Source organism: Rhodopirellula sp. J20-39 (genome assembly GCF_057365095.1).
This window is the reverse complement of record NZ_CP195123.1, coordinates 3709946-3736412: the sequence shown is the minus strand read 5'-3', so window position 1 is coordinate 3736412 and position 26467 is coordinate 3709946. Positions and strand designations below refer to the sequence as shown.

Here is a 26467-nt window from a genome sequence, read left to right as displayed (position 1 = left end):
ATTTTCGATGTCCTTAAGGCGTTCATAGTGTTTCCCTAGCTCACTGTAGGCAATCGGATCCTCATTGAGCCTTCGCTCCCATCTCTCCAATTGCTTGCGCAGGCTCCTCCGATTTGAGAATGTCCATCCGTCTCGCAACCTCGCTGCGAGGAGCAACCTTACCAAGTTCCCAGGAAAGCATGTCTGCTTTTTTCTTAGTCGTTGGCTTCCACTCGGTACCATTGAAAAATGCTTCCTCCAGCAGGCCCTGAAATGTGAAATTGCGATACGAGTGTTGCCAAGCGACTTTGCCAATGTCTTTGCCTGAGCCGTCAACTACCCCCACCGACGTAAGAATCATTCGTGACATGTTCTTGCGTGGGTCCTCGATATCGAGCTGCTTGAGTGCATTCCGCATCTCGGTTAACTCAAAACGCTTGCCGTATCGAAACGATTCGATATAAGCGCGGTAGCGGTGATCACCGATGATCGGCAATAGGCTGTCCACCAATTCCGAGTGCGACGATTCAACAGCATCCATCGAAGCGTCGAGAAGGTTCGCCGTCTGTACGAATTGCTCTTCTTCCAGCAGATAGGCCAACGTGGACCAAGAGACCTCGGGACTTGATACGCTTCGCGAGAACTCTCGCAACACCTTCGCAACCCGACTCGCAGGGCTGGTCGCAGTGTTGTCTGCATTCACGACGTTGGCAGGCTGCTTGATTACTTCCCTGGCGACATCGGGAAAACCCGAAAGGTTGTTGAGGCTAATCGGCAGTGACTGAGCAAACGCATACGGCGCCATTGACGCTCCCGTTCGTTCAGCCCCCAAGCTACCCCCGTGGGTCACCAATTCTGCGTAAACGCCGAAGCAAGTTGGGGCCTGCTGAGCAAGATCTCTGGCGGCGTGATACATCCACGGTGAATACCGATAGGAGCTGGCGAGCTGAAACGCCAGTCGAAGTGCCCAAGCTCGCTGCTCTTTGTCTGCATCAGCAAACTGAGACATCGCGGCACGATCACACTTGAGATAGACGTCGATCAGCTTCCCCCATGCAGGCTCGTTCGTTTCGGCGTCGCCCGTTTCGGTCACTGCTTTGCGGATTTGTCTGATATCCGCAAGTGCGTGTTGGTGAGCACCAACGATTGCCCACACATACGCCCTATGCCAGAGTGCCGATGCGTTTTGATCGGTTTCGGTAACCATTCGCTGCGCGTAGAGAATTGCACGCGAGGCGAACACTTCGCTAACGGCGTTCCACTGATGCTGAGTCAACATGGAAAGATTGGCATACCCCCGAGCCAATACTCCGAGTATCGCTGCACGATCATCCTTGGAACGCATTGCTTCATGTGCGGACTGAACGACGCCGTACTGGGCGACGAAGTCAACTTTGGCAAGTTCCTCGTTCCAAGCATCAAACGTCGGCTCAGGTGCTTCGTCTTTTGGCTCGTCGCTGGTCGACTTCTTGAGACCTGCGGCCAGGAGCGCGTCGACAAATTCCTGGCGACTGGCTTGCTCGAGCATGGACGAAGTCTCTGCATACATCGTGTTTTGGACTAAAGCGTAATCGAACGTTCTTTCCCATAATGGGGACTCGATCCAAAGTCCGCGTGTTGCTCGTCGTTGCTTGCCTTCGTTCAGAGCGAATAGTTTGAGATGCCACTTGCCATCGGTGCCGAGGCGTTCCAACAGCGCCAGGTGCACCCCACTTTCATCGCCTGGCTCGCTATCGCGAAGGGTTCCGTCGCGTGTCGGAATACCAAGCTCCTCGCGTGCGGCGATTAAGAATGCCTGCCTCGCAAATTCACGCATCAGTCGAAGCTGAAGAACACGATCTGCCTCGTGTTGATAGGGAATAAATTCAGTGTGAAGGTAGAGCACCTGAGAAGTGCCCTTATTGGATCTTTTGTCAGGCAGTTCGTCCGCAGCGCCAACGATGTGAAAGCTAAGCAAGATTAGAACGGCAAACACTCGTTTTAACGCTAGCACGGTGAACTCCAGTTGGTGCATAGGCTACGATTGAGGGGGGATACCGATCCTATCTCTGGCACGGAAACGACACAACTATTGGTCGTCTATGCAGTATGGGTAGAAAAACGGTGCGGCAGATACGCCACCGATAAACCGATAAAGGGCGGTGAACGGTGCCACCCAGGATGCGTTGGTATTGGCCCGAAGAATGCGACGGCGGATGGCATCTTCACATGGCATGATTCAGCCATGCTTGCTCATTAGGACACGTTCAATCGCGGTCCCAGGTGGAAACGAAAGACGGCATTTTGAAACAACGTCTTGCCTACAGAATTGCTGTTCCCAAGATGAATTGGATGGGATCGAGGTGCGCCGTCTCTCTTTGCACGCTTGCAAGCCTCCTCGACATCACGACGGCCCTCGTCATTCGTCTCGGAAACGAGGTGAAAAGGTGGCACGAAACACCCTCGGGGGTTAACGGCATACCTCACGTTGCGCATCACGGCGAAATCGCTCAGAATGAGCGTTCTGTGGGCAGGGTTTCCAGTGACTACTGAGAGCACGTTGCTTATTCCCACTGGCGAACCAGGGCAAACAGCCGAGCGAGTTTTGAAATTTGACGTATGCGATTCTCCGTAGGAGTGTCGCCAGAGTTCCGACCGACGACGTCTGGCGACACCATCCTGCAAGACAGTCTGAGCCCGCTTGGTCAGACCGGTTGAAGTGCTGAAAACCAGTTCGGTCACAAGGGATACTGTTCGATGAGGCTCAGGACTACGCGGTTTCCTGTTTGCCTTCATCAGCGGAGCGTTCTCGGCCATTTCATTCCTGCAGATCAACCTTACTGACAATCAACAGAAGAGCACCACGGGATAGATCGAGCAAGACAAACTTGGAAAGCAGAAACCGTCCTGCGCCACCGCTCAGGCGCTCAAGGAGCGTGACAGTTTTCGCGTCGTGTTGACCGTTTTCGGATAGAGAATTGCAAATTGCCGTCCACCTCACCCAGAGAGAGTTCAAATGCGACAACTCGTTATGTTCTTGTTCGTGTTCGCTGGTGCGATCCCATTCGCCGAGGCCGACGAAACTGAAAATGTCGATGAACTTCGAGCCGCGGTTATGGCGGAAATCGAGGCGGAGAAACTGGCTTTTGATGACGCGATGAAGGGAATCCGTGCGGACGTTGTCGTGTTACTTGAGAAGAAAGTGAAACAGGCGATCTCTCGCGGGGATATCCAGGCCACCGACGCGGCCAACGAAGAACTACGGAACTTTCGTCTTCACGATCAAAAGCCCACGCTGGTTTCAACTCGAGTTTTCGAGCGTGCTCGCGAGCGGGGATACCTCCGTTTAATTCGCATGCATGAAGAGGCGAGCCGGCGTTTTGTTAAAGCCGGACTGTTGGAAGACGCGAGGATCTTGGAGGATCAAACCGAAGAGCTGAGGATGCAAAAACGGGAACCACCGTTGAAAGGGATGCTCGGTGATCAGTTGTTGGCGAATCCAGGGTGCGAAGAGCCGATGACGAAACAAGGAGTCCCCGGTTGGACCGCCATCGATGGCCAATGGAAACGATCGGTTGATAACCCCAAACCCAAAACGGGAGGAGGGTGTTTTTCTTCGGTGAGGCGTTCTAACAAATTAATCCAAGATGTCGACGTCGATGACTTTGGCATTTACATCGATTCCTCGTCGATCCAATTCGTACTCAAAGGTGAGCTGTTTCGTGGCCAGTGGGAAGATTCGGGCGTTCTCTCGGTGGGGTTTCTTGATGATCGCGGTCAACTCATCGACACCGCTACTTCAGGTGGTTCAAGCAAGTACCCAAGATGGCAGTCTCTATCGGTCCAGGTTCCTGTACCAGCCAAGACCAGGACAATGAGGGTCATGATCCATAGCTTCGTTGTTAGAGGGGGAAAAGGCGGAATGGCAAACGTCTATTTTGACGATCTCGATCTGCGGTTGAGCTTAAACCAATAGCTCGCTACTTGTTCGAGAATGAACAATTGGGTTAGCCGGAATGGCACATTGTTGACCGGTAGGAGCATCAAATCTGCGACCCTTTCAGGGGCGGTGGTTCGTTTTTTCGTCCCCGGGGGGGTGCTGGTGCGCAGCACCCTCGGGCTGATCGCTTCCATCCCTCCGGGATAGCTTTCCCAATTGCTGAACAAGAACCGGAATTGTGAAAACGTGCCGGACGGACCTTTTAGCGTCCATGCCAGCGCCACGGCAGGCAATACAATGGAAGACTCCTGCTGACACGCTTGATACCTGCTGCTGAACTTCTATCGGCGTAACACGTTTGCTGAAAAACGAGTTTCGAAGCGAAGCGGTTGCGTGTTTGGGGTTGCTCCGGTGGCTGGGTTTGGGTCGCATGGTGGGGATCGTTATCTGGGGCGATCGACGACGCATCTTTGCCGAGGACTCTCTTGTATGCTTTCTAAATCTTCCGCCGATGTGAGGCCGTTGCTGGTTTTCTTTCTTTCGGCGATGGCGCTGTCCGTCGCCGGTGGCGCTGAGCCGGTTTCGTTGGATTGGGACGTGACGGCGACGGGGACTGACGCGAGTCTTCGTGGTCTGTCCGCGGTCGATGATCGAGTCGTGTGGGCCAGTGGATCGAACTCGACGGTGATTCGCACCCGCGATGGCGGCAAGACTTGGACGCCGTGTGGTCCGAAAGGTTTTGGTGATCTCGAATTTCGCTGCGTGCACGCGTTCGGTGCGAACGTTGCCTGCATCGCCAGTGCGGGTTCACCAGCGGTGCTGCTCCGGACCGACGACGGCGGAGTGTCATGGCGAGAAACCTACCGCGCATCGTCTCCGTCGGCTTTCTTTGATGCCATGCGGTTCTGGGATTCCAAACGAGGCATCGCAGTCAGTGATCCCGTCGATGGGAAGTTGTTGGTCGTCGAAACGAGCGACGGCGGACAAACCTGGAAGCGATTGACGAATGAACTCCCGCAGTCTCGGCCTAGTGAAGCGGCGTTTGCTGCCAGTAATTCGTCGCTGCACGTTGGCGAGCAGGGGCAACTGTGGTTTGGAACCGGCGGGAGCGAATCCGAGACGAGCCGCCTCTATCTTCGTTCCACTTGGGATGCCAAATGGACAACCGTCTCGGTGCCAATCGGCAGTTCGCAAGCGTCTGGGATCTTCTCGGTTGGCGATGTTCCAACGTCGACGGCAGGAGAAGAAAGCAAAACTTTGGTGCTCGTCGGCGGAGACTATCGGGCTTCTGAAACGTCGGACATCACCGCGTGCATCAGCCACGACCACGGAGCCACGTGGCGTACCGTGAAGGCGCAGCCTGCTGCGTTCCGGAGTGCGGTCGTCGCGACTTCGCGGGGCGGTTCGTTGCCATCGGGCCTGATCACCGTCGGTCCGTTCGGCACCGACTTTTCTCGTGACGCAGACGAATGGGAACTGGTATCCCAGACGGGCTTTCACGCCTTGGCGGTTGGCCAGACGCAGGTCTTCGCATCCGGCTCGGAAGGACGCTTCGGTCGACTGATCGTTGTCGGCGATTGAGAATTGTAGGCAGAGATCGAAGCGACCTGCCGGCACTGCCTCTAGGAATCAGTACTCGGCCGCCTGGCTTGCGAACCGCGGTTTTAGTTCGCGACGAATCCTTCACTTGGGCGTCTCTTTCTCTCGGACATCGCTTTGGCCTGCGCGTTTTGGCCTGCGTGCTCTGTCTTCACGTGATGGTTGCCTGAGGAAATAGCAATCGATGTTTTGGTTCGTTTCGGTGGATACCGATGTTCTTGCCTTATGGTACCGACGCTCCTATCTACCGCTATCCGGTCACCGGCTACGTGGCACTCGCCGAGTGGCACCGACGATTTGGTGCCCCCACCAAATCTTGACTCTTCCGATACGCCGGGCAACGAGGTGATATAGCAGGATTCGCTCGCGAGGGACGCGTCTACGAATACGGAAATTTCTTGACACCGCAGAAGCCATCGAGCCATGTTCGATGTTCTGCGATTCTTCGGCTGGAGGACATCAAAGGTGTCAACCATCCGATTTCTCTTGGGTACCAACCAAACCAGACATCTCGATCTGTTTCGCGGGAGTGAAGGTTGGAACTGGCGTTCGCCGTCCGAAACAATTGCAACCAAGCGCCTGTTGTAAACAGGATCGCCCCCACAAAGTAGATCGTGTTGAGACACTGTTCGAGCTAGATGCCTTTCACCAACCACGGAAACAAACTGCCACAACTGGCAAACACGAAGCAGGCCACCCCGACCGCGAAAATGAGTCCGATCCACGTGTTCATTGAGAGCGCCGAGAGCATTCCTCGGGCGCGCGTGAAATCGGACGGACTCAGCCCCTTTCGATGCCGGCGGGAATCCCAAACGTGTCGTCTGCCATGAACGAGACTCTCGTGATAGAAGACGAACGGGAAGGCTCCCAACGCGGCAATTGGTCGAGCAGTGCTTTCTTGAAGTTGGCTTTTTGGTTCGTTGCCGATCAGAGGAAATGCCTCATCCAGCAACCGAGAGAAAAGGATACAACCTGTCATCGTTTGGGAATGGACGCAGAAAATCGGGCGGGGGTGAATGACTCGAACTTAGTATCCCCGCAGTAAAACAATCCCGCAGTGAAACAATGTTGCCGCACGCCCCCTTTTGCGTTGCCCATCTCCGGTTTTGTCCCGATCCGATTTCGGGCCATCGGCGTTACCCAAACCGCGCAAAGATTAGGAGCGATGGCCTCTGCCGCGATGCTCACGCACAACCGATCCAAATGCCCCAACGGCTCACATAATTGTCTAATCATTGCTGCCAAATGTCGGACCGAGGATGAGGGCCGGAATTTGAAGTGGCATAGGCTTCCAGCCTGTGATTGCGCTGAACACAGACTGAAAGCCCATGCCACTTGTTTTTATCTCAGTCCTTCAGCGGATCGGTAGAAGTTTTCGGGCAGATGAGTCCTTACACACAACCAGGGACAACGCCCAAACGGCTCGTATGATTATGGCAAAGCTCGAAGTCAGGATCGCAGAAGTTTGCTCGCCGGTGGCGGTTGGGTGAGGCCAACGTTCGAGTAGGTGCTGGAGTTGCATGAGTCCCGCGGTAGAACACGATCAGGACCGACGGCAGGAACGCTTCGGCAGGGACGGTGTCCGCGCGGAGGTGAGCCTCGGTGTAGCCGGATTGGTGGTTTCCCGCCGTGCGAGCAAAAAGTGAAGTGATTCACTTCTAAGCTTCGCTTTTGCCCCCGCCTACTTATAATTTCTCATTCGCTCACGACGACATATTGTCTTTACTCAATGTGGGAGCCTCAAAAGGCATCAGCAAAGCCCCAATCAAGAAGCACAGCGCCCCCAGCAGGGTCCAAGCGATTGAGACGGTGATCGCTAGCGGATTGGCGGGGCCCGGTGTGACGAATGCGAACAAGGCCGAAATTATAAAACCGATGCAGCCAATCAGATTGACCAACGCGATCCACCACGCGAGGCTGCGTGGATGAAAGCCCCAGTGGGCATGGCATGTTTCAGCGAATGCCAAGTATCCCGACGCCAAGAATAGAATCGAACCCACCAAGTCGGGAACCCAAACGACCAAGTCCTGCTGCATCCAACTCAGCGAAGAAGACATTGCGTCGAAGGTGTTGATGTTGAACAGTAGCGTGCCACCAAATTGCAACGCGCAACTCAGCCATCCGATTTCGCTTGGGTACCAACCAATCCAGACATCCTGATCCGTTTCGCGGGAGTGAAGGTTGGAGCTGGCGTTGGCTGCCTGGAACAATTGCAACCAAGCGGCGGTTGTGAACGGGATCGAACCCAAAAAGTAGATCGTGTTGAGATGCTGTTCGAGCCAGGTGCCTTTCACCAACCACGGAAACAAACTGACACAACTGGCAAGCACGAAGCAGGACGCCCCGACCGCGAAAATGAGTCCAATCCACGTGTTCATTGAGAGCGCCGAGAGCATTCCTCGGGCGCACGTGAAATCGGACGGACTCAGTTCCTTTCGATGCCGGCGGGAATCCCAAACGTGTCGTCTGCCATGAATGAGACTCTCGCGATAGGAGACGAACGGCCAGGCTCCCGTCGCGGCAATCGGTCGAGAAATGTTTTCGGGAGGTTGGCCGATTGGTTCGTTGTTGGTCAGACGCATTGACTCATCCAAAAATCGGGAGACAAGTTTCGAGCTTGTCGTCATTTGGGCATGGTCGTGATTCCGCAGTCGCGCGACCATGAACGAATTTTCCGTTGACCGATATCAATGCTTGAATCCAGAGGCTTCTTCCGACGTCATTGGATTGTCCACGGGATGCTTCTTGAAATGTTCAATGGCGCGTTTCATGTCGTCGATCAAGATCGAACTTAAATCGCGACTGACTCCGTGCCGAACCAAAATCCGCTGGATGACAAGGTCCCCGCGATTCGCGGGAAGAGCGTAGGCAGGAACCTGCCATCCTCGCGTTCGCAATCGGTCAGCGAAATCGTACAGAGTGAAACCGGGCTGGACTCCGTCTTTCATTTTCCAGCACATCGCTGGGATTCCGCAGGCCATGTCGCCGTCGTAGATGACCTCAAAAGGCCCCAGTTTCGCGATCTCGCCCGCCAAGTATTTCGCCGTGTCGTAGCAAGCGGTATGAGTGCGTCGATAGCCTTCATGTCCGAGCCGCAAAAAGTTGTAGTATTGGCAAACCACTTGGCCACCGGGGCGAGAGAAGTTGAGGGCGATGTCACGCATGTTTCCACCCAAGTAGTTGACCCAAAAGATCTCCTCTTCGGGCAAGTCCGATTCTTCTCGCCAGATCACCCACCCGACCCCTAGCGGTGACAAACCGAATTTGTGACCGGAGGTGTTGATCGATTTGACTCGTGGGAGTCGAAAGTCCCATACCAAGTCTGGTGCACAAAATGGCGCCAGGAATCCGCCGCTGGCGGCGTCGACGTGGATGCGAATGTCGATGCCCGTTTCTGTTTCGAACTGGTCCAGTGCTTCTGAGACTGCTTGAACGGGTTCGTACTGGCACGTGAATGTGACGCCCAGTGTCGGCACCACGCCAATCGTATTCTCATCGCAACGCTTGATCAGTTCTTCTGGTGTCATGATCAGACGATCGTTCTCCATCGGGATTTCGCGAAGTTCGATATCCCAGTAGCGAGCGAACTTATGCCAGCAGACTTGGACGGGACCTGTCACCAGATTGGGGCGATCGATCGGCTTGCCCGCCTCTTTCCGGCGTTTCTCCCAGGACCGTTTCATCGCCATCCCGCCCAACATCGCGGCTTCGCTCGAACCCGTCGTGGAGCAACCGATCGTGTTGGCTGACTCGGGCGAGTTCCACAGATCCGCCAGCATGTGGACGCAACGAGCTTCAATCTCGGCCGTCTGGGGATACTCGTCCTTGTCGACCATGTTTTTGTCCATGCAGTCGTCCATCAACTGCCGGACTTCCGGTTCCGCAAACGTCTGACAGAACGTTGCTAGATTTTGACGGGAGTTACCGTCGAGCATCAACTCGTCTCGAACGGCCGAGTAGACGTGTTGCGCAGCATGTTCTTGTTGCGGGAATTTGAACTTTGGCATCGAAGTTGACAAATCCGACGATGCGTAGACTTCGTCGTCGATGAAATGACGGATGTCATCTTTGCTGTGCAAAGGCATGTGATTCCCTTCGGTGGTGGTTGGAGCGATCGCGTCGATGCGTCAAACGCATCGATCTCGCGACGTGAACGGAGGTTATAGCTGACCACTACGCGCTGCGCAGATCCTACCTTCTCCGCCACCCGGCGAAGAAAAGGGAATGGTGCGAAAAGGGATCCTTTTCGAGTTCACACTTTGCGACTACCCCGTCGCCTTTGATATTTCCTAAACAGCCATGCAGGAATCTTCCAGCATGCATTCTTTGATGCCGGCGTTTTTGAGTACCAGCTGGGTTTCAGGAGATCGTGTTGGTGATTCCGAGACTGCGTGTGCGCATTTCCAATTTGAATTGCGTGGCATTTCTCAGGGTTGCTGCCAACAAAATCGGGCGTCAACGCAGACAGGTTGCTCCCAATCGGCTCTGAGGCTGCGGCGGCATGAGAGATGGGTATAGGTGAAGTAGGCATATGCGAACGCTCGCAGCAGTACTACCCGAAAGCGAAACGGCAGAGATAGCAATCGACACTGGCAAAGCACAGGAAACGGACACCGAAGTCGCCCTGCGAATGATTGCACCACTGCTTGCACCAAATTCAGTCCAGGACAGCAAATCAAGCCCTTCTGAGTCGCTTTCGGACCAAACCGACGACGACGCTGGCAACCGCACGGACACGAAAAAACCCCGCAAAACGCTAGGCTTTACGGGGTTTTCAGTGATGGGCGATACAGAACTCGAATCTGTGACCTCCACGATGTCAACGCGGCTTTGCAGCATCACGGATCCATGAAACACCGTAAATCGCGGTGTTTTATGATTCCATGCTTTCCACCTTTCGCCTCAGATCGCCCTGTTTTTGTGCTGAAAAGGGAAGGAAAAAGGGAAGACTAACTATCGAGCCTGGGCTCCATCGCTATTCGAAATCGCCGCGTCCAGCAGGCAAGGCACACGAAACTTGACAGGGGGTTTCCGAACCACTCTAATGCCCGGCCAGAAGAATGAATTGATGGTAATTCATTTATCGCCAAGAAGCGTTTCTAAAGGAGCTTTAAGATGAGCGAAAAACGACCGGTCGAATTGAGCGATGCGGAGAAGAAAGAGATTGAAAAGAGTGTTGCCGCCATTCGAAAGGTGTTCAGATCCCATGGCGCGGATATTAAGTCGCTCATTGGCACCGTAACGGATCAAGAGATCAAGGATACCGAGGCAGCTATTGAGGTGCGATTCTCTGAAGAATCAGTCCTTAACGTTCAGATGAACATGGTCGCATTTGACTAGCCGATGCCCCGTATCCGGCGATAAGCCCGGATTAATTTACGTTACGTTGCGACGACTTTGATTACGAACTAGTCAGGAGTTTCTAGTGCTTACGTTGTTTGGTCGGGATCAAGCTGTTACGAATCTTTGCAGGATCGTTAGAGCACACAATCCCAGCATGAAGTTTGATGACGTGATAGGTCTTCGTAGTGGCTATTTTGAGTTTTTGCGAGATCGGCAAGGCTTGCCAATTCAAGACGACGCGATCGGCGATGTGTTCGTCGATGATGACAGTGCGGAGTCTTTGCTTAGTTCAGCATTCAAGGAAGGCGCACTAAACGATCTAAATCAAGCGGACGTTCTAGGTGACGCATATTCGATTGGTAAACGTGATGAAAAAGTGTCTATTGCAAGAGATGCACTAAATCACTTGCTATCGCTTGATGAAGATTTTTGCTTTGTATTCGGGCTAGTTGTTCACTCTGTCTTTGTGAGACCAAGCAAACCTGCCCCGGGCATTAGAGGCTCGCATGGTGGCTCGTCAAGTGCAGCAATTGGCTCAATTTGGCTGACGGTGTCCGATGAAATAGCCCCGGTTGATTTGATGGAGATGTTTGTGCATGAGCTGGCCCATCACCTGCTCTTCATTGATGAGCTCAGCCATCCACAATTCAACTACGACAGTATTGTCAGAAAAGAAAATTTCGCTCTTTCTGCTATTTTAAAGAAAAGCCGCCCCCTAGATAAAGTCATTCACAGCATAGTTGTCGCCTCTGAAATTTTGGCAGCGAGAAATTCTTTCCTGCATGTTCATGCAGAGACCGCGATACATCCTGCAACCGACGAGCTGGTTCACGATACCGTTGCATCCATCGACAGCGTAGAAGGCCTGGAAAACATAGATAGCTTAATAACGCCCCACCTTAAAAACATATTGGTTCGATGCCGTGATATGTGCAGCAAATGCCAACGGTCAATCGCGTTATGAATCCAAAAGAGTGGCTGCAGCAGCTAAACGCTGTCTGCACTGAAATCGAGAAAAAATGGGCAGCCAAGGATAACTCGCTCGAGTCTTTCGTCGATATCGTCTGGGATAAAACGGAGGATATATCTTTCACCGAGATCGGTGATTTAGAGTTTGCGCTCTCGCTTCTACGTGAACCAACGGTATCTAAACAGCAGCAACTTTCTTCATTCTCAGATCTGTATCTCAAATTGTTTGACAATGGTCGTTTTTGGGTTGAGGTGTTGAATTGGTATGAAAGCGACATTAACATTCACGACCATGATTTTGCTGCAGTGCAGTTTCAAGCTCGCGGGCGATCACTAAATGTTGGTTACCAGCTAGAAAAGAAATTTGAGTTCGAGGGACTCCAAATTGGTGAACTTGAAGTTGCACATGCTGAAACATGGCGAGAAGGTGAGCGAAGTGTCGTTGTTCCAGGTAGATGCGCGGCTCACAATGTTTGCCACCTTGACTCCCCAACAGTTAGCGTTCTGATTCGAACCCATCCACAGCACAATATTGGTGAGCAGTGGAACTATTTTCCTCCAGGAATTGCCGCTAGCTACAACATTGCGAACGCGACGTTCCGCAAAAAAGTGAAAGCACTAAGACTCTTGGCGCGTACGGAGACACATTCCTTTGAACGCGCGATTCGACGATTCCTGGCGGACGCAAGGGCGGATGAGGCGTTGTTTGCGTTGGTGAAAATGTCCGACATCATTTTCGCTCATCAGCATAGGCATTTGTTACTTGAATACGCTGAGTCTTCTCGACATGTTGGCGAGGAGATTGTTCGAGCAGTTAGTGTGCATCGGGCAATGGAGATTTGCAAACATCTCAAGAACAGCAGGCCTTTTTCATTTGAAGGACGGAAGTGCCTAGCTGTGCTCGGCGCTTCATTCAATTCAAAAAGTGCTGATATGATCGCAAACTCTGTTTTTGACACGATGCATGAGTTCGACGACGCGATGGAATATATTCTTGAGTTCTCAAGTCGCGAGCAGGGGGCAAGGATTCGTGGTGTTTTTCAGCAATATGGATATCCCGCAACTTATCCCGCCAATCAGACGAGCCATAATACAGCCGATATGTAATGGAAGACGTCTTTAGAATTCGACTTGAGGAAGCTGACGTGATGAGAAGGGAACGAGAACGCGTGTTCCGATTGCTTCTTAAGTTACTCCCTCTAGCAGAAGTATCCGAGGTCGGGAGCACTGTAGTGCCCGGCGCAATCGGAAAGCAGGACATTGATATTGTCGTTTTGGTAGCGAAGAGTGACTTCGGATCAGCAAAAGAATCAGTCGGTAGTGTTTTCGATCGGGACGTCGGTCAGATGAGTTCCGATATTTACCAGGGTTTTCGAGCGTCGTTAGTGTGGGACGTCGCGATTCAATTGACAGTAAAGGGTGGCCCGCATGATACATTCCATGCATTCGCCCATGCCCTTCGCACGCAGCCCAAGTTGCTAGAAGAATATAATCAGCTGAAGCGAGATTGGGATGGTAAATCGATGCAACTGTATAGGCACGCAAAATCGCTGTTCATTTGTAACGTCTTGAATATCGTTAGCAATGAGCCTCCTTTACCAAGTCAGCAGCATCGTTTTCGGTGATGTCGACGGCTGAGTACACGAAGTGAGGTTGATCGGGGTGCCAAAGGTTATTCCCGTCGAAGCCAGACTCGTCGCAAAATACAGTTTTTGTCATCGTGTTCGATTTTTCTTGAAGTGTGTCGGAAATTGAGCTGAGACCTTCGACACAGCTACTGACAAACTGGTTCACAACAGCAACAAGAACGAATGGACCAAGCAAATACGGTGAGCAGACCCGTTTTGCGTATGATTTGATTCGTACAGGGTTTCGCCCGGAACCCAGGTATTGTCCACATCGTTGAATCCAAAATCGGAATCATAACCAGTTGTTGAAGCAGATTCCTTTTCTAGTTGTTTTTCTACTCTATCGATGCATTGATCGCGGTCGCCGCAGATAACGTAGCCGACCATGCCGCCTAAGGCGTGCCCGGCGCTGTATTTGCCAGTGACGAAGCGGTTCACACCATCCCGCACGTACTTTCGGGCCAGCGCATTTTTGTCCGTACTACTAATGCGTTTGCATTCGATTGCGAGATACAAGATTTCATCGAACTTGTAGCCGATCTGGATGTCGATTAGTCCGAGCGGCGTACCGTCGTCGACGATGTCGGACTGGGATTCACGTTCAATACGGAATCGAGGCTGCGGTTTCAACGACTTTTTAACGTCCACCATTTCCCGGCGGAGTACATTCGTGATGTCGTCTTCGTGTGCCGTGACTGTCACGCGCGAATCACGGACGGCTCTGGGCCATGCCGTATGAAGAATCCGAAGAGCCGACCGCATGTGGCCTCGCTGCACTCTCAGTTGTAGCTGTGGATTCGGAATCCCAAATGAACTTGTACGCACCGATTCCTACCCCACTGGCTGCAACAGTCGATCAAAAATGCTGTCCGCGTCATCCTGCGCGCGGGCACGCGACCAGAACCGACGCTGGGCATGCTTGACCACCACGCACTGTTCATCATCGAACATCAGCAACGAACGTCGACTTTGAACACTCGATGAAATTGGCGCGTGCAACAAATTGGCCAGTCGACGTCCATCGACGAATGAACCCTCACGCAAAATTTTGACTCTGCGGTTCCTTTGGCCGTCAAACTTGATGACAACCGCTCGAACGTCCTTTAATTCGGCTACCACTTCCACATTGGCAACTACATCGGAATCGACTAGGTTCGCGCGAATCGCCTCGCACAGTGACTCCGCGTATTGCAGCATGATTTCATCGCTTGCCGGCAAAACCGCATCCGACTTCGCTCCACTGCGTGCGAAGTCCAGGTCGAACTTAACTACATCTGTGATGTACTCGCGGTCCCAATCGTCAATCTCGAAGTAGTCAAATACGGCTTCGTCAAGCGAATCGAATCCCTTGGTGTCTCCAGTCTTCACACGACGATCGAATTCACGGATTAGACTTTCACAGTCACTGCGTTTTCTTGGCCCCCGAAACGGTAAACGAGAAAAGTCGTTTTGTTCGACGATTTGCTTATCGATCCCAAATCGCGTTGAGGTCAGAAAGTAGCAATAAGCAGCCAGTGAAGAATTTATGTAGGCAGTGATGGTTTTCGCATGGAACTCAGCCATGTCGACTAACGGTATGCCAAAATATGTGCGGGAGTAGCACAAATTGTTATTGGAGACTGACGCGACCAAACGATTTTCCTGAAGACTCTGTTTCAAAAGACAAACCGGAGCTCGATAGATGTCTTCCGATCGAGGCCACTGAGCGTGAGTGTGTTCCATCTTCGGAAGTCCAACTGTGCGTTGCACCCATCGATCTAACACACGATTCTCAAGCATTGACATGCGTTGGACCGAAGGCGGAAATCGCCGAGACTGCGTTCCAAGAATGAAACCTTGCTTCATTCCGGTGCTGAGCTCTTCAAGATACTCTGAAAGCGTTCCAAACTCAGATTCCAGTCCTGTAACGATCGCCAAGTCACGAGCAGTTCCAAACGACGCGATCTTCAAGAGGTGCGAACATTCCGCAAGCTTTTTCATCGGAAGCCGATGGGCGCGCTCTGAATTCAATTCAATCACGCCGTGCTGCCGGAATGTCTCGCTGCGTTCCGCCGACACAAATAGCATTGTGTTGGAGGATGCAGGTGTTGCGTTCTCAGCGACGAGCACGACCGCTGGTTGCTCTGCTGTAGGAAATAGTCCCTTGTTGTGAAGCGCTGCGAGATTGATTATCTCCCTTGTCGCGAAAGCGCGATAGAGATTCCTCTGAGCCAGCAACGACTGCTCTTCCTGGCTGAAAAAATTCTTCCCGTCGATAATCATACCGAAGCGCGCATTTTTCTTTGCAAAATCACTGCCTCGCCAAACGAACGCCTGATCGACAGGTGAACGGAACGGCAATTCGATTGGCGGTTCTTGGCTCGCGCAATAGTCAATGTGAGAACGCAGGCTTTGCTGCCGTGTCGAACGCGCTCCCAGCGGCCTGTTCCATGGCGGATTGCCGACCACGATCGAGAATTGTTTGCTCTTGAATTCTGTGCTCTCGGCAAATGTTCCGTCTTCAAATGCGTCCGCAGCAAACAGGTTGCGGCCTTTCAAACTACGACGAAACCGAAGTTGATTCACAGAGGATGGCGACGGGTCCAACTCAAAAGCCGTCAGGCAGAGCGAGAAGGCCGCTATCTCAATCGCCGTCTCTTCCAAGTCGACCCCGAACAATTGGTTTTCGAGAACATCGCGGACCAAGGTCCGGTTCAGCTTCTCCCCGTCAGTCACTCGCCGCGCGACAAGGCGACGATAGGCTTCAACAAGAAACACGCCCGATCCGCATGCCAAGTCCAAGACTTTCGGTTTGGTCGGGAGTTTCGACTCAAACAAAGCGTCGTCGAATACTTGGGAGAATACCAAATCGACCAGATTGACTGGTGTGTAATGCGTACCGCGTTTCTTGGCCAGTTCCTCATCATCCGCATAGATAAATCGCTCGTAAATCGAACTAATTAACTCAATCGGAATGACTTCAAAGTCGTACCTCCAAAAATCGAACGACTGCTGGCGACTCTTGAGGTCCTCTCGCTCTACAATTCGGCGAGCTACATCCAAATGTTTCTTTGCAAATGTATACGTGTCTCGATCAACTTTGTTTTTTGGTGGCGGCGGGAAAAGGTCGCCATTGAATGTGTCGCGCATCCGCTCGAAGAACAGCTTTGTTTTCTTGGTGCTCTTCAAAACGTCGCAAAATTCCGTCACGTCCATATCGTCAAATAGAGATGGCGGAAGAACTCCGCGTGACTCCAGATATGCGGTGAACATGGTCCGTAGCATCAAACGATGCGCGGCCAAGGCGTCACAACCCTGGTCAACAAGAATTTCGCCTGCTTTCGAGAGGTCTTGCGCCAGTTTGGTGTCGATACGCTCCGACTTCTTGATCCGTCGTCCGCGAGCGGTGTCCCAAAACTGACCAGTTTCCAAGCTGATTCGGTCAAGCTCGAATTCACGAAGCCGCTCTAAATCGTCTGTTGCAACTCGCAGCAGTTCAGCGGGATGCTTCGCTTCACCAACCACATCTTCCGGCGGCTTGTAGGCGTTTAGCACTTGAATCGAACCGGGCGTCACGATCCATAACATTCGTCCCAGGCCGTGATTCCATGCAGTCCGATGCCACGCGCTCACTTCGTCAGGAGACGGGTCAGCGGCAAGACTCTTAAAGTAGATACAGGGTGCCCCATTGAGCTCAAAGATGCCCGTCACGCCAAGCTTGTCTGCGTTCAGTACGGCATCGTAACGGAACCGCCGATCTACGAGGTTGGCTTCACGCTCTATATCACTGGCGCTGAAAAACCCACTCGCGCCTTCAAGCCCAACTTGATTGCTCAAGTCATAACCCAACTCCTCGACGACACGTCGGTATTCGGTCGTGACGTGGTTGGTTGGCACGGATGCTTTCGATTTTGATTGAGGTGTAGGTCGGCGGGGTAACGGAATCAAGCTGCGGAGTCGCTGCTAGTCTTCTTTGATGACAGACGGGTGTTCCGTGAGAGTCGATTCGCTAAGAACCGTTGAAGAGCGTTCCAGTCTTCAGCGCCGAGGTCTTGTTCTGCTGCGGCGCGCACAAACTCGAGTGACTGATCGCACGAAAGCAAGTCACCAAGCGGAGCTGGCAACAGGCCGCTCAACCGGAAGTACTCGACTTCATCCGCGCCGAGCGACGACGCGAGAGAACGAACCACATTCGAGTGATAGTCTAGTCTTCGCCGCCCCGGTTTCGATCTTTGAAACGTAGGTAAAATCAATGGAAGCTGCCGTAGCAAGTTGTCGAATCGTCAAGTCAGCCGCCAAGCGGTCCTTACGTAGTCGTTTTCCGAATGATGCAGGCATGATAGTAGTCGGCGGTGAGAGTTAGGTAGCTTAGCGTACCGGCATGTTGACTGTGATTCAACACTATGCCCAATTCAACTATTGGCTGGCGTTTTGAGACGTCTGGTCAACTCGATGTCTCAGCCTTAGCTTGCTACTGAACTTCGAGAGCCTATTTCTCGGCTAACGGCGTGCCGCCAGCTGCGTTTCTGGCTTGAGCCCTCAGGTGATCCATGTTCTGCGACAAGTGAGCGTAGTTTGAGACCATCCTCGTCGACCTATGGCCCATCAGGTGCGAGAGGGAAACGGTGTCGACCGAACGGATCAGTGCGTTTGTGGCGTAGCTGTGGCGAGCTCCATACGCGATGCAGCGAAAGCCGACTTGATCGCTGATTCTTTGCATTGCTTGGACGAGAGCGTCTTTAGTCCAAGGGAGGCCGCGGGTGTTTTTGAATAACGGTCCCTCCAGGTCAAGGCGAGGCTCAATGATTGCCTTCACTTCCGGCGTCAGGAAAATAACTCTTGAGTCCGTTTCGCCCTTACTTTCGTCCGGCGGGAAAATGACCAGGTCATCATGGATGTGACGTGCTTCGACCGTCCTTCCCTCCTTAGGGCGACATCCAGTTGACCAAAGGAAGTCGATCAAGGCGGCTAGCGATGGATTGGCATGTGATTTGATATCGGCCCATTGCTCCGGCGTGTAGACGATCTCCCGTCGCTTTCGTTTTGGCTTGGCGACTTTCGGGATCGGCGATGCATCCAGGTACTCGTGTTCGATTGCCCAATTGAACATCCGTTGAACGATCGAGATCGCGTCATTCTGGCTGGTCGTGGTGCCGACGTCTTTCGACCAATTCAGGACGTGGTGCTTCCGCAAGGCGGAGATCTTCAGCGTCTTACCGATTGAGGTGACGAAGCCCTTGAGGTACCGCCTTTGATTGTCGTAGGTGCCAACGCTACGGTTCTCTTTGCACCAATCCAAATAGGACTGGGACAGCTGGTAAACGGTCGAGATTTCTGCCGAGACCGCTTTGCGGTTCAGCATCAGTTTGTGGAACTTCTCGAAGGCAGCTTTCTTTTCTACACCGAGTGTGATTCGGCTGCCGTCGATGGTGCAGACCCATCGTTGCTGCTGCTTTTTCCAGTAAGGCTTTGGCTCGCGTGGCATAGATTCACTCCCTATTGCCCTCGTTAAGGGAAGGCATAAAGGGAAGTATATGCTGGCAGTGCCTGAGAAGTACCGTCGAGGCAAGAAAAAAGCCCGCTTTCGCAGGCTTTTTCCATGGGCGATACAGAACTCGAATCTGTGACCTCCACGATGTCAACGTGGCGCTCTAACCAACTGAGCTAATCGCCCGATTAGGATTTTTGTCCTGGGTTCTGGCTTGGTTGGGCCAGAAATCGGGGTGGCATGGGACTGGTTTGACTGACCCAATGCCTTGACCGGAAGAGTATCGGCACGATCGTCTCGCGGTTCCAATAAATCTCGTTTCCGATTTGTTTGCGTAGTTTGCGTTGGCGATCGCAGTTCGTCAAGCCGCCCTTACGATCCTGAAAACCATTAATTTCTGAGGAATCGCTGTTGACGGCCCCCACCACTAGCCGGGATACTTTAGGCAAATTGGGGTTGACTGCGATTGGTCGGGCTAACGTCCAGCGTTTTGTCGTCTCCGTTGGGTTCGCATCACTGAATCCAAACAGTGGAATACCGCCGTAAAGGCGAAATCATTGTGCTGGGTCAGTGACAACAACCTATCCTGATAGGGGACAATGCCGTTTTTTCGGCTGGCATCCTAAAGTTCTTTCAAACATTTTGCGCCGAATCGCCCTTCGGCCGGAGAAGATTGCTTTCGTGGCCTTGGCTCGACGTAACGTTCAACCTGAAACACGCGATGCGACACGCATCAACCAACAAATTCGCATCACACCTATTCGCGTTGTGAGCGAAACCGGTGAACAGTTGGGAATCATTCCCACTGAGCAAGCTCTCGAGCGAGCACGAGATGCGGGTCTCGACCTAGTCGAAGTCGCCCCGGGCGAACGCCCGCCGGTTTGTCGAATCATGGATTACGGCAAGTTCAAGTACGACAAGAACAAGAAGAAGAACAGTGGTTCTTCTCACACGAAGACGAAAGAAATTCGTTTGCGGCCCAAGACCGGTGACGAAGACATTCGCACCAAGATCCGCCAAGCCGAAAAATTCTTGGAGCACAAAGACAAGGTCCAAGTCAGTGTCCTCTTCCGTGGCCGCGAAATGGCTCACATCGAAGAAGGCCGTAAGGTCATGGAACAGGTGATCGAGATTCTGAGCGAACATGGCAAGCTGGAAACGAAGCCGCAACAGCACGGCCGTCGTATGATTTGCATGATCGCACCTCGATAAAGGTGTTCCGTTAGGATAAACCTGACCCGCTGGGATAAACGCCGGTCCGTCAGCTACTGCTAACGCTTCAAGCCGGCCTGTTTTATGAACCGGCGCCTTGATTGATCCTCTCAATTGCTACAATAACCGTGGTGTCTCCCGACATCACGGTTTTTTAGTGTTTCAACCGTTCGGTCGCTGATGCGATCCGGACTCCAAGTACCCGCTGAGAGGGGATACGATGTTTGGTTTCAAGTTGCGATCGATGCTGATTGCTGGAGCAGTGACTTTGGCTTTAGCCGCTACCATGCCTGAAAAAGCTGACGCAGCTTGGGGCTATGGTTATGGATACGGCTACCGAGCTCCAGTCGCGCGAGCATATCGTCCGGCTTACGTGCCACGACCGGCCTACAGCTATCGAGCTCCCGTTGTTGCCTATCGCGCACCAGTGCGAGCCTACCGGCCAGCGGTCACCTACGTCGCGCCCGTACCGCGCCGTGTTTATCGCCCCGTGGTGCCAGTGGCTCCTGTTGCCGTCACGCCTTATTACTCCGGGTATCGCGGCTACGGTTACAGCGGTGTTAGCGTCAACATCGGCTATGGCGTCGCTCCAGTTGGTTACATCGGTTACTAAGATTGCATAGCCGGTCGGTTTGGCAGCTTCCAACCAGGTGAATTGAAGACGGGCAGACTGCCTGTTTTCGGCTTCGGCGTCTTTTTGCCCGGATTCCGAGCGGACTGGGCGAGCTAACCGGCAGGACGGCAAAAGCTGAACCTGCTGTGTTAGCCATATGCTTCTCAAGCTTCATCGTCGATCACGCATGAGCCTGGACCTGCGGCTTCGGCTGACTCGCAAAATGGCCCCGTTGCCGCATCCACTATCTCCAATGTGCGTGTTGATGTTCCTGTTAAACAATCTCATCAAGCTCAACACATGAACTCAACGGGTCCCGATTTTGATACTCTTGTGATTGGCGGCGGGCCGATCGGAATCGAAACCGCCATCGAATTACGGCGACGTGGCTTGAGCGTGTCTGTGATCGAATCAGGGGCAATCGGGCATACGATTTCATGGTGGGCGCCACAAACTCGCTGGTTCAGCAGCAACGATCGCATCGCCATCGCTGGCGTTCCGTTGCATACCGTCGATCAATCCAAAGCAAGTCGCGAAGAGTATCTAAATTACCTACGCAGTGTCGTCGATCAATTCGACGTTCCCATCCAAACCTTTCGACGTGTTGTTCAAATCGAGCCGATCGACGACCACAAAACGCTTGGCCGTTGGCGTGTGGGTACGGTAGTCAATCATCCGAACGCGGATCCCGTGGGCGGCGCTGCGTCGGACAACAAAGGGGATCCTGAACCAGGGAACGCGAAACACACTGCACCTGGTGACACAGCGACTTTGAAGTGGACGACGACGAACTCGATCGTGCTGGCTACCGGAGGTACCGACTTTCCCAATCGTTTGAACGTCCCCGGTGAATCATTACCACACGTGGACGGATACTTGCGAGAAGTCCATCAGTATCACGGTCGCAAAGTGCTGATCATCGGCGGCCGAAACAGCGCTGTAGAAGCGGCGATTCGTCTGCATCGTGGCGGCGCACACGTTAACCTTTGCTACCACCGCAGTAGCTTGCCTGAAGATGGGATCAAGTATTGGTTGCGCCCCGAGATCGAAGGGCTGATTCGCAGCGGATCGATCCAAGCGTTCTTCGACTCTCGAGTGGTCTCGATCAGCGAGACCTCGGTCAGGTTGGCTACCACGCTGGACGGTAACGAGGAGACGGTCGATGAGATCGCGGTTGACGACGTCTTGAGTTTGATTGGATATCGACAAGACCAAACGTTGTTTAGCCAACTTGGAATCCTATCCACGGGCGACGCACCCAAGCCTGCCTTTGACGAGACAACTATGGAGAGCCCTCGCAAGGGGATTTATGTTGCTGGCACGGCGGTCGGCGGAACCCAGAGCAGCCGGTACCAAGTTTTCCTTGAAAATTGCCACCAACATGTTGGCAAGATTGCTGATCACATCGCGGGCTGCAGCGATAACGGCGATTCAACGACCAATGCGAACCAACCGGATTCACCTAAGTCGGCATCGAAGCATCTCGACTTCCGAATCCGATTACAGCCTGAAAGCTGATCGTCGCGAGACGAAGCACTAGCTGAACCCATGATCGGTGAAGCTGATTCGGCACTGTCCAACCGACTTGCACAAGCGATTCGCTCACATCTAACGCAGTGGGACACGGCTTCGCGGTCACGCTAGAGCAGTTTGAGATATGATGTGCCCGATCCCGGTAGCTGGGTTCGCCAAAATTCAGTTTGTGGTTCGTAGGCCGGACCAAACGCAGCGACGTTCCGCCATTCACGCGACTGCCGGATGGGCGTCGCAGAGCCTCCTTCATCCGGCCTACTTTCGGGTCGTTACGTGAATGGTCTTTGTAGCTGGATTCGACAGAATTCAGAGCACCGGAGTCTGGCGACACCGCCTACATCCTTTTCCAAAACGCCCGAGACTCACAAGGTCGGTCGAAAGCGGTCTCTATCGGAAAAACGAAGCAAGCGTCTGGACAAGCTGATTCGCGGCGATGCAAGTTTGACGATTGAACAACTTCGAGCGAAACTCCGCGTTACTTGCTGCCTGTCGACCATCCGGAACGAGGCCCATCGCCTCGGACATACGCTTTAAAAAAATGCGGTTCATGCCAGTAAGCCAGAGCGGAGCAACGCCAAGCAAAAGCGGAAACTTTAGAAGAGGAGCCACCGCCGACTGGAAATTGAAAGACTTGTGTTTCTGGACGAAACCGACGCTAAAACGAACATGACACATCGCTACGGTTGGGGACCGAGCGATAAACGCGTATTAGACGTGGTTCCTCATGGCCACTTGGAAACAACAACGCTCATTCACGCGATCGACTGTCGCGGAACCCGAGCTTCGATGACTACTAACGGCCCAACCAATTCATGGGCATTTGAAGCCTACGTTGACTGGTTACTTGTTCCTGCATTACGCCCCGGGGATATCCTTGTGATGGACAATCTCTCAAGCCACAAGAATCCGGCAGTCCTTGCGAAGATTGAGGCAACCGGTGCTGAAGTTCGTTTCCTTCCGCCCAACTCACCGGACCTCAATCCGATCGACCAAATATTTTCCAATATCAGAGCTTATCTCCACCGACTTGCTGTTCGTACCGAACGAAAGTTCTACAACGCTATTGGCAAACCGATTGAAGCGGCTGCTCCGGACGACTGCCTAAACTGTTTTTTCAACTCGGGGTACAACGCACATCAAAATTGAAAATGTTCTAGTGGCGGATGGTATTGGATGTGATGCTTATCCGATACAAAACTCGCTGAAATGAGTCACGACGACGACATTCGAAATGAACGTACAGCCACCACCCGCATGGTCGTGCGGGTTATTCCGTTGGGTACGATTCCGCCGCGTGGACTGATTCTCCGCTTCTCAGGTGCATGGTGTTGCACCGGAGTATCCGGTCTAGCTCGACCAAATCAACGTCTGATTAGGAGCGATCTGTGTCTGCGATGATGAATGCCCTATTGCTTGAAGGCTGTTCAACAGTGGGTGCGCCGAGAGCGTGTTCTGAAGTTCCGCTTCCATGGATTGCTCAAGTCCTGACGGTTGGGCGAATAACAAGTCGCTAATCTTTGAAAATGGAATTGCGTCAGCAGCCTGGCCAGCAGCAGTGAGTCTGCTTAACACCGTGAGTGAATGCGATTCGTTTTGATAATGCATCAGATAGATTCCGCTGGCGGTGTTCGTGCGCACTTGCACCCGATCGCTATGCAGCGTGCCAATGGCGACAGATTGCTTCCGCAGCGAGATGAGTTGTTGATACCACTCTCGCATCGACGCGTTCCCCTGGTCTGCCGGTCCAATCTTTGCGGACTTAAAAGCTTGCTCGTCGATCGGAAGAACGCCGTCGGACCAGTCGTGTTGCGGGTATTCGCGTTTGCGTCCTGCCACGACAGCTTCCCGGAGCTCGTTATCACCGAAGTCTACAAAGAAAGCGAACGGGTTTTCGCACGCAAACTCTTCTCCCATGAATAGCATCGGGATCGCGGGTGACAGGATCAGCGTCGCCGCGGCGGCCGCCTGGGCAGGCAACGATGTTAGTTGGTGAAAGCGTTTGCCGGTTGGATGATTGCCGATGAAGTCGTGGTTTTGAATGCAATAGATCATTCCGGACGTGTCCACCCGCGTGATCTCCGCCGCACTATCGCTTAGACCATCGCTAGATCCTTCGACTCTTTCTTCACGACCACGATAACCACGCACGTCGCCCTGGAAGATGAATCCACGGCGTAGCGTTTGAGCGAAATCGGTCCCCGGTTCGTACGTTCGCACGGTCAGCCGCTCACCGGGCCTTACCACGGCAAACAGGGAATGAGCGAAGTCGTCGCACCACTGGGCATCGAAGCCAGTTCCACCGTGGTCAACACTTTGCGTCATTGCTTGGTCGTATACGTTCGATTCGGCGATCAGCCAAACGCGTCGGTTCGCCTTCGCAGCCCAGGCGTTGATCTCACGTCCGAATTGTTGCGTAATATGGTCTTCCGAATCATCGGCCATGCAGTGAATCGCGTCCACCCGCAAGCCATCCAGATGAAACGAATCGAGCCACTCGATCGCGTTGTCGATCACAAACCGCCGGACCCAAGTGCTCTCATCACCGACATCAAAATTGGGGGCAGCTCCCCAAGGTGTGTGGTGCTTATCGGATAGGTACTTACCCAGTTGAGACCAGTAGTTGCCTTCCGGTCCAAAGTGGTTGTAGACCACATCAGCGAACACCAAGATTCCTCTGGCGTGCGCCGCATCGACGAACCGTCGCAGATCATCCGGCGATCCGTATCGGTGCATCGGTGCAAACCAATGCGTCGCGTCGTATCCCCAGTTCCAACGACCGGGACATTCCGCAATCGGCATCAGCTCGATCGCAGTGACGCCGAGTTGCTTCAGCTCATCGAGTCGGTCGATCGCGCCGACGTAGTTTCCTTCATCGGTAAACGCCCCCACATGCAACTCATAGATGATCAACTCTTCACGTCGCTTAACGCAAACGTTGTCGTCATGTTGCCACGGGAAACGGTCGCTTACTACTTGGGATGGACCATGGACGCCCTCGGGCTGAAACCTAGACGCTGGATCAGGCAGCACCGCTGGCGGATGTCCGACCGAACTGGTTGGTAATTGACCAAGCTCGTAATAGTAACGCGTTCCGACCGGGCAATCGTCCACGATCAAGTTGTGTTGGCCGCATTCGGCCCGAGTCATTTCCAGTCTTCGTGGATGAAGATTGGGATCGCTGGGGTTAAGCACAACGCAAACATGATCATGTGCGGGGGCATACAACGAAAAGCGAGTCCGCTGGTGGCCCAACGGCATTGCGCCCCAGTGCTTCGGTTCGGCAACGCTGGGTTGCATCCCGAACCACTTCATGCCCTCCAAGACGCCGCCCGTGCTAGATGCGGACGCCAGAAACAGACGGTCGGTCCAACCATGTCGTTGATGTGCGGCATGGATCTCGCTGGCCAAAGACCGCTTTGCGTTCCCGACGACGACGGATCGATAGCCCGCGATCAAAGCTGCCGTGTCGTTTCCTGAATCACCGCAGAATACAACCTCTTGTTGGTCGTAACCTCCGGATCGACACCACCAATCCAGCGCAAAGGCTTTTGACACCCCCAAGGGCAACAGATCGATCAAGCCATCGTTGTTAAATGGATCGACACTCGCGATGACGCTGTAAGGCAGCTGTTCACTGTCAAGATATTGCTGCACATGATCGCGGCACGCGTCGAGTTGTTCGGCCGGCACGTAGTAGCTGAGCTTATGAGGCCCCTGTTTGAATGGTTCCTGGATTTGAAAATGTTCGAAATTTCCAACTTTCGTTCGCAGAGCTTCGACGTCCGTTTCATCGACGATCTGATCGAGTTGTTCGTCATAAGCGGCCACTCTTTGATACTCCGCCGCCAAAGCATCTGCACCGGAAACATCGCTCGGCTTTGTGGCGTCTTGTGCAGTTCCAGACGGCTGTTTCCGTTCATAAATGCTGGTGCCAACATCGCACAGAATCCATCCGGGCTTGGGCAGTCCGTCGTCAGCAATCGCATCGAAGACCGACTCGAGGTGTCGGCCGGTTACAAAAACTAGTGGGATTGCCGACAGGCCATTTTGGCCTGCCATTTGCTCAGCGATCTCAGCAAGTGCCTCCCGAGCGACGGTGTCACCCTCCAGCGGAATGAATGTTCCGTCGAGGTCAGTGGCGAGCACGCGAGATTGAAAAGATTTCGTTTCAAGAGCAGGCATAGGTAGGGCGTCGGCTGGAATTT

Annotated in this window: 20 protein-coding genes and 1 tRNA gene; 11 read left to right on the top strand and 10 right to left on the bottom strand. The window is 53.2% G+C overall.

What is annotated here, in order from left to right; translation table 11 throughout:
- Window positions 1–61: 61 nt before the first annotated feature.
- Complete coding sequence (locus ACR3ZL_RS13615) at window positions 62–1993, bottom strand: hypothetical protein (RefSeq protein WP_473652590.1); 1932 nt, start codon at window positions 1991–1993, stop codon at window positions 62–64.
- Between the two features lie 981 nt (window positions 1994–2974).
- On the opposite strand from ACR3ZL_RS13615, the gene ACR3ZL_RS13610 reads away from it, so the two are divergent.
- Both ACR3ZL_RS13610 and ACR3ZL_RS13605 read left to right on the top strand, forming a co-directional pair.
- Window positions 2975–3934 (top strand): hypothetical protein, encoded by a 960-nt coding sequence (locus ACR3ZL_RS13610; RefSeq protein WP_473652591.1) that lies wholly within the window; start codon window positions 2975–2977, stop codon window positions 3932–3934.
- 453 nt (window positions 3935–4387) lie between these two features.
- Window positions 4388–5479, top strand: coding sequence for a WD40/YVTN/BNR-like repeat-containing protein (locus ACR3ZL_RS13605; RefSeq protein WP_473652592.1), 1092 nt, complete (start codon window positions 4388–4390; stop codon window positions 5477–5479).
- A gap of 1721 nt (window positions 5480–7200) precedes the next feature.
- Here the strand turns inward: ACR3ZL_RS13605 and ACR3ZL_RS13600 are convergent.
- Both ACR3ZL_RS13600 and gad read right to left on the bottom strand, forming a co-directional pair.
- A complete protein-coding gene (locus ACR3ZL_RS13600; protein ID WP_486173556.1) occupies window positions 7201–8160 on the bottom strand; it encodes a hypothetical protein in 960 nt (319 codons plus the stop codon).
- A gap of 24 nt (window positions 8161–8184) precedes the next feature.
- Window positions 8185–9582: a glutamate decarboxylase gene (gene gad / locus ACR3ZL_RS13595; protein ID WP_473652594.1), complete on the bottom strand. Its 1398-nt coding sequence runs from the start codon at window positions 9580–9582 to the stop codon at window positions 8185–8187.
- A 446-nt stretch (window positions 9583–10028) separates the two neighbouring features.
- Between gad and ACR3ZL_RS13590 the strand changes: the two genes are divergently transcribed.
- From ACR3ZL_RS13590 to ACR3ZL_RS13570, 5 genes are all read left to right on the top strand, one after another.
- On the top strand, window positions 10029–10349 hold the full coding sequence (locus ACR3ZL_RS13590) for a hypothetical protein (protein WP_473652595.1): 321 nt from the start codon (window positions 10029–10031) through the stop codon (window positions 10347–10349).
- Window positions 10350–10612: 263 nt separating this feature from the next.
- Window positions 10613–10837, top strand: a complete 225-nt coding sequence (locus ACR3ZL_RS13585; RefSeq protein ID WP_473652596.1) for a hypothetical protein — start codon at window positions 10613–10615, stop codon at window positions 10835–10837.
- Between the two features lie 157 nt (window positions 10838–10994).
- On the top strand, window positions 10995–11804 hold the full coding sequence (locus ACR3ZL_RS13580) for an aKG-HExxH-type peptide beta-hydroxylase (protein ID WP_473652598.1): 810 nt from the start codon (window positions 10995–10997) through the stop codon (window positions 11802–11804).
- Window positions 11801–12916, top strand: coding sequence for a hypothetical protein (locus ACR3ZL_RS13575; protein ID WP_473652599.1), 1116 nt, complete (start codon window positions 11801–11803; stop codon window positions 12914–12916). Before ACR3ZL_RS13580 ends, ACR3ZL_RS13575 begins: the two co-directional genes overlap by 4 nt.
- Window positions 12916–13434 (top strand): GrpB family protein, encoded by a 519-nt coding sequence (locus ACR3ZL_RS13570; RefSeq protein WP_486173555.1) that lies wholly within the window; start codon window positions 12916–12918, stop codon window positions 13432–13434. Before ACR3ZL_RS13575 ends, ACR3ZL_RS13570 begins: the two co-directional genes overlap by 1 nt.
- Here the strand turns inward: ACR3ZL_RS13570 and ACR3ZL_RS13565 are convergent.
- The 6 genes from ACR3ZL_RS13565 to ACR3ZL_RS13540 form a co-directional block, all read right to left on the bottom strand.
- Window positions 13388–13528, bottom strand: a complete 141-nt coding sequence (locus tag ACR3ZL_RS13565) for a DUF3800 domain-containing protein (RefSeq protein WP_473652600.1) — start codon at window positions 13526–13528, stop codon at window positions 13388–13390. The genes ACR3ZL_RS13570 and ACR3ZL_RS13565 overlap by 47 nt on opposite strands.
- A gap of 71 nt (window positions 13529–13599) precedes the next feature.
- The gene (locus ACR3ZL_RS13560) at window positions 13600–14139 is read right to left on the bottom strand and encodes a hypothetical protein (protein ID WP_473652601.1); all 540 of its coding nucleotides are present in this window, start codon (window positions 14137–14139) and stop codon (window positions 13600–13602) included.
- A gap of 129 nt (window positions 14140–14268) precedes the next feature.
- Window positions 14269–17313: an HsdM family class I SAM-dependent methyltransferase gene (locus ACR3ZL_RS13555; protein WP_486173554.1), complete on the bottom strand. Its 3045-nt coding sequence runs from the start codon at window positions 17311–17313 to the stop codon at window positions 14269–14271.
- A 255-nt stretch (window positions 17314–17568) separates the two neighbouring features.
- The gene (locus tag ACR3ZL_RS13550) at window positions 17569–17754 is read right to left on the bottom strand and encodes a helix-turn-helix domain-containing protein (protein ID WP_473652603.1); all 186 of its coding nucleotides are present in this window, start codon (window positions 17752–17754) and stop codon (window positions 17569–17571) included.
- A 151-nt stretch (window positions 17755–17905) separates the two neighbouring features.
- Complete coding sequence (locus tag ACR3ZL_RS13545; RefSeq protein WP_473652604.1) at window positions 17906–18901, bottom strand: tyrosine-type recombinase/integrase; 996 nt, start codon at window positions 18899–18901, stop codon at window positions 17906–17908.
- Between the two features lie 115 nt (window positions 18902–19016).
- Window positions 19017–19090, bottom strand: a tRNA-Val gene (locus ACR3ZL_RS13540).
- A gap of 495 nt (window positions 19091–19585) precedes the next feature.
- Between ACR3ZL_RS13540 and infC the strand changes: the two genes are divergently transcribed.
- The 4 genes from infC to ACR3ZL_RS13520 all read left to right on the top strand — a co-directional run bounded on the left by infC (window position 19586) and on the right by ACR3ZL_RS13520 (window position 23408).
- The gene (gene infC / locus ACR3ZL_RS13535; RefSeq protein ID WP_473652605.1) at window positions 19586–20116 is read left to right on the top strand and encodes a translation initiation factor IF-3; all 531 of its coding nucleotides are present in this window, start codon (window positions 19586–19588) and stop codon (window positions 20114–20116) included.
- A 220-nt stretch (window positions 20117–20336) separates the two neighbouring features.
- Complete coding sequence (locus ACR3ZL_RS13530) at window positions 20337–20729, top strand: hypothetical protein (RefSeq protein WP_473652606.1); 393 nt, start codon at window positions 20337–20339, stop codon at window positions 20727–20729.
- Between the two features lie 300 nt (window positions 20730–21029).
- Window positions 21030–22247, top strand: coding sequence for an FAD-dependent oxidoreductase (locus ACR3ZL_RS13525; RefSeq protein ID WP_473652607.1), 1218 nt, complete (start codon window positions 21030–21032; stop codon window positions 22245–22247).
- Between the two features lie 630 nt (window positions 22248–22877).
- On the top strand, window positions 22878–23408 hold the full coding sequence (locus tag ACR3ZL_RS13520) for an IS630 family transposase (RefSeq protein WP_486173585.1): 531 nt from the start codon (window positions 22878–22880) through the stop codon (window positions 23406–23408).
- Window positions 23409–23609: 201 nt separating this feature from the next.
- Here the strand turns inward: ACR3ZL_RS13520 and ACR3ZL_RS13515 are convergent, their stop codons facing one another.
- Window positions 23610–26444, bottom strand: a complete 2835-nt coding sequence (locus tag ACR3ZL_RS13515; RefSeq protein ID WP_473652608.1) for an HAD family hydrolase — start codon at window positions 26442–26444, stop codon at window positions 23610–23612.
- Window positions 26445–26467 lie beyond the last annotated feature (23 nt).

Excerpts from the sequence above, each read along its gene's own strand:
- ACR3ZL_RS13530 (WP_473652606.1), top strand. The coding sequence starts at position 20,337 with ATGTTTGGTTTCAAGTTGCGATCGATGCTGATTGCTGGAGCAGTGACT.
- gad (WP_473652594.1), bottom strand. The coding sequence starts at position 9,582 with ATGCCTTTGCACAGCAAAGATGACATCCGTCATTTCATCGACGACGAA.
- ACR3ZL_RS13515 (WP_473652608.1), bottom strand. The coding sequence starts at position 26,444 with ATGCCTGCTCTTGAAACGAAATCTTTTCAATCTCGCGTGCTCGCCACT.
- ACR3ZL_RS13590 (WP_473652595.1), top strand. The coding sequence starts at position 10,029 with ATGCGAACGCTCGCAGCAGTACTACCCGAAAGCGAAACGGCAGAGATA.
- ACR3ZL_RS13615 (WP_473652590.1), bottom strand. The coding sequence starts at position 1,993 with ATGCACCAACTGGAGTTCACCGTGCTAGCGTTAAAACGAGTGTTTGCC.
- ACR3ZL_RS13600 (WP_486173556.1), bottom strand. The coding sequence starts at position 8,160 with ATGGTCGCGCGACTGCGGAATCACGACCATGCCCAAATGACGACAAGC.
- ACR3ZL_RS13570 (WP_486173555.1), top strand. The coding sequence starts at position 12,916 with ATGGAAGACGTCTTTAGAATTCGACTTGAGGAAGCTGACGTGATGAGA.
- ACR3ZL_RS13575 (WP_473652599.1), top strand. The coding sequence starts at position 11,801 with ATGAATCCAAAAGAGTGGCTGCAGCAGCTAAACGCTGTCTGCACTGAA.
- ACR3ZL_RS13610 (WP_473652591.1), top strand. The coding sequence starts at position 2,975 with ATGCGACAACTCGTTATGTTCTTGTTCGTGTTCGCTGGTGCGATCCCA.
- ACR3ZL_RS13580 (WP_473652598.1), top strand. The coding sequence starts at position 10,995 with ATGAAGTTTGATGACGTGATAGGTCTTCGTAGTGGCTATTTTGAGTTT.
- ACR3ZL_RS13550 (WP_473652603.1), bottom strand. The coding sequence starts at position 17,754 with ATGCCTGCATCATTCGGAAAACGACTACGTAAGGACCGCTTGGCGGCT.
- ACR3ZL_RS13565 (WP_473652600.1), bottom strand. The coding sequence starts at position 13,528 with ATGACAAAAACTGTATTTTGCGACGAGTCTGGCTTCGACGGGAATAAC.
- ACR3ZL_RS13605 (WP_473652592.1), top strand. The coding sequence starts at position 4,388 with ATGCTTTCTAAATCTTCCGCCGATGTGAGGCCGTTGCTGGTTTTCTTT.
- ACR3ZL_RS13545 (WP_473652604.1), bottom strand. The coding sequence starts at position 18,901 with ATGCCACGCGAGCCAAAGCCTTACTGGAAAAAGCAGCAGCAACGATGG.
- ACR3ZL_RS13585 (WP_473652596.1), top strand. The coding sequence starts at position 10,613 with ATGAGCGAAAAACGACCGGTCGAATTGAGCGATGCGGAGAAGAAAGAG.
- ACR3ZL_RS13525 (WP_473652607.1), top strand. The coding sequence starts at position 21,030 with ATGAACTCAACGGGTCCCGATTTTGATACTCTTGTGATTGGCGGCGGG.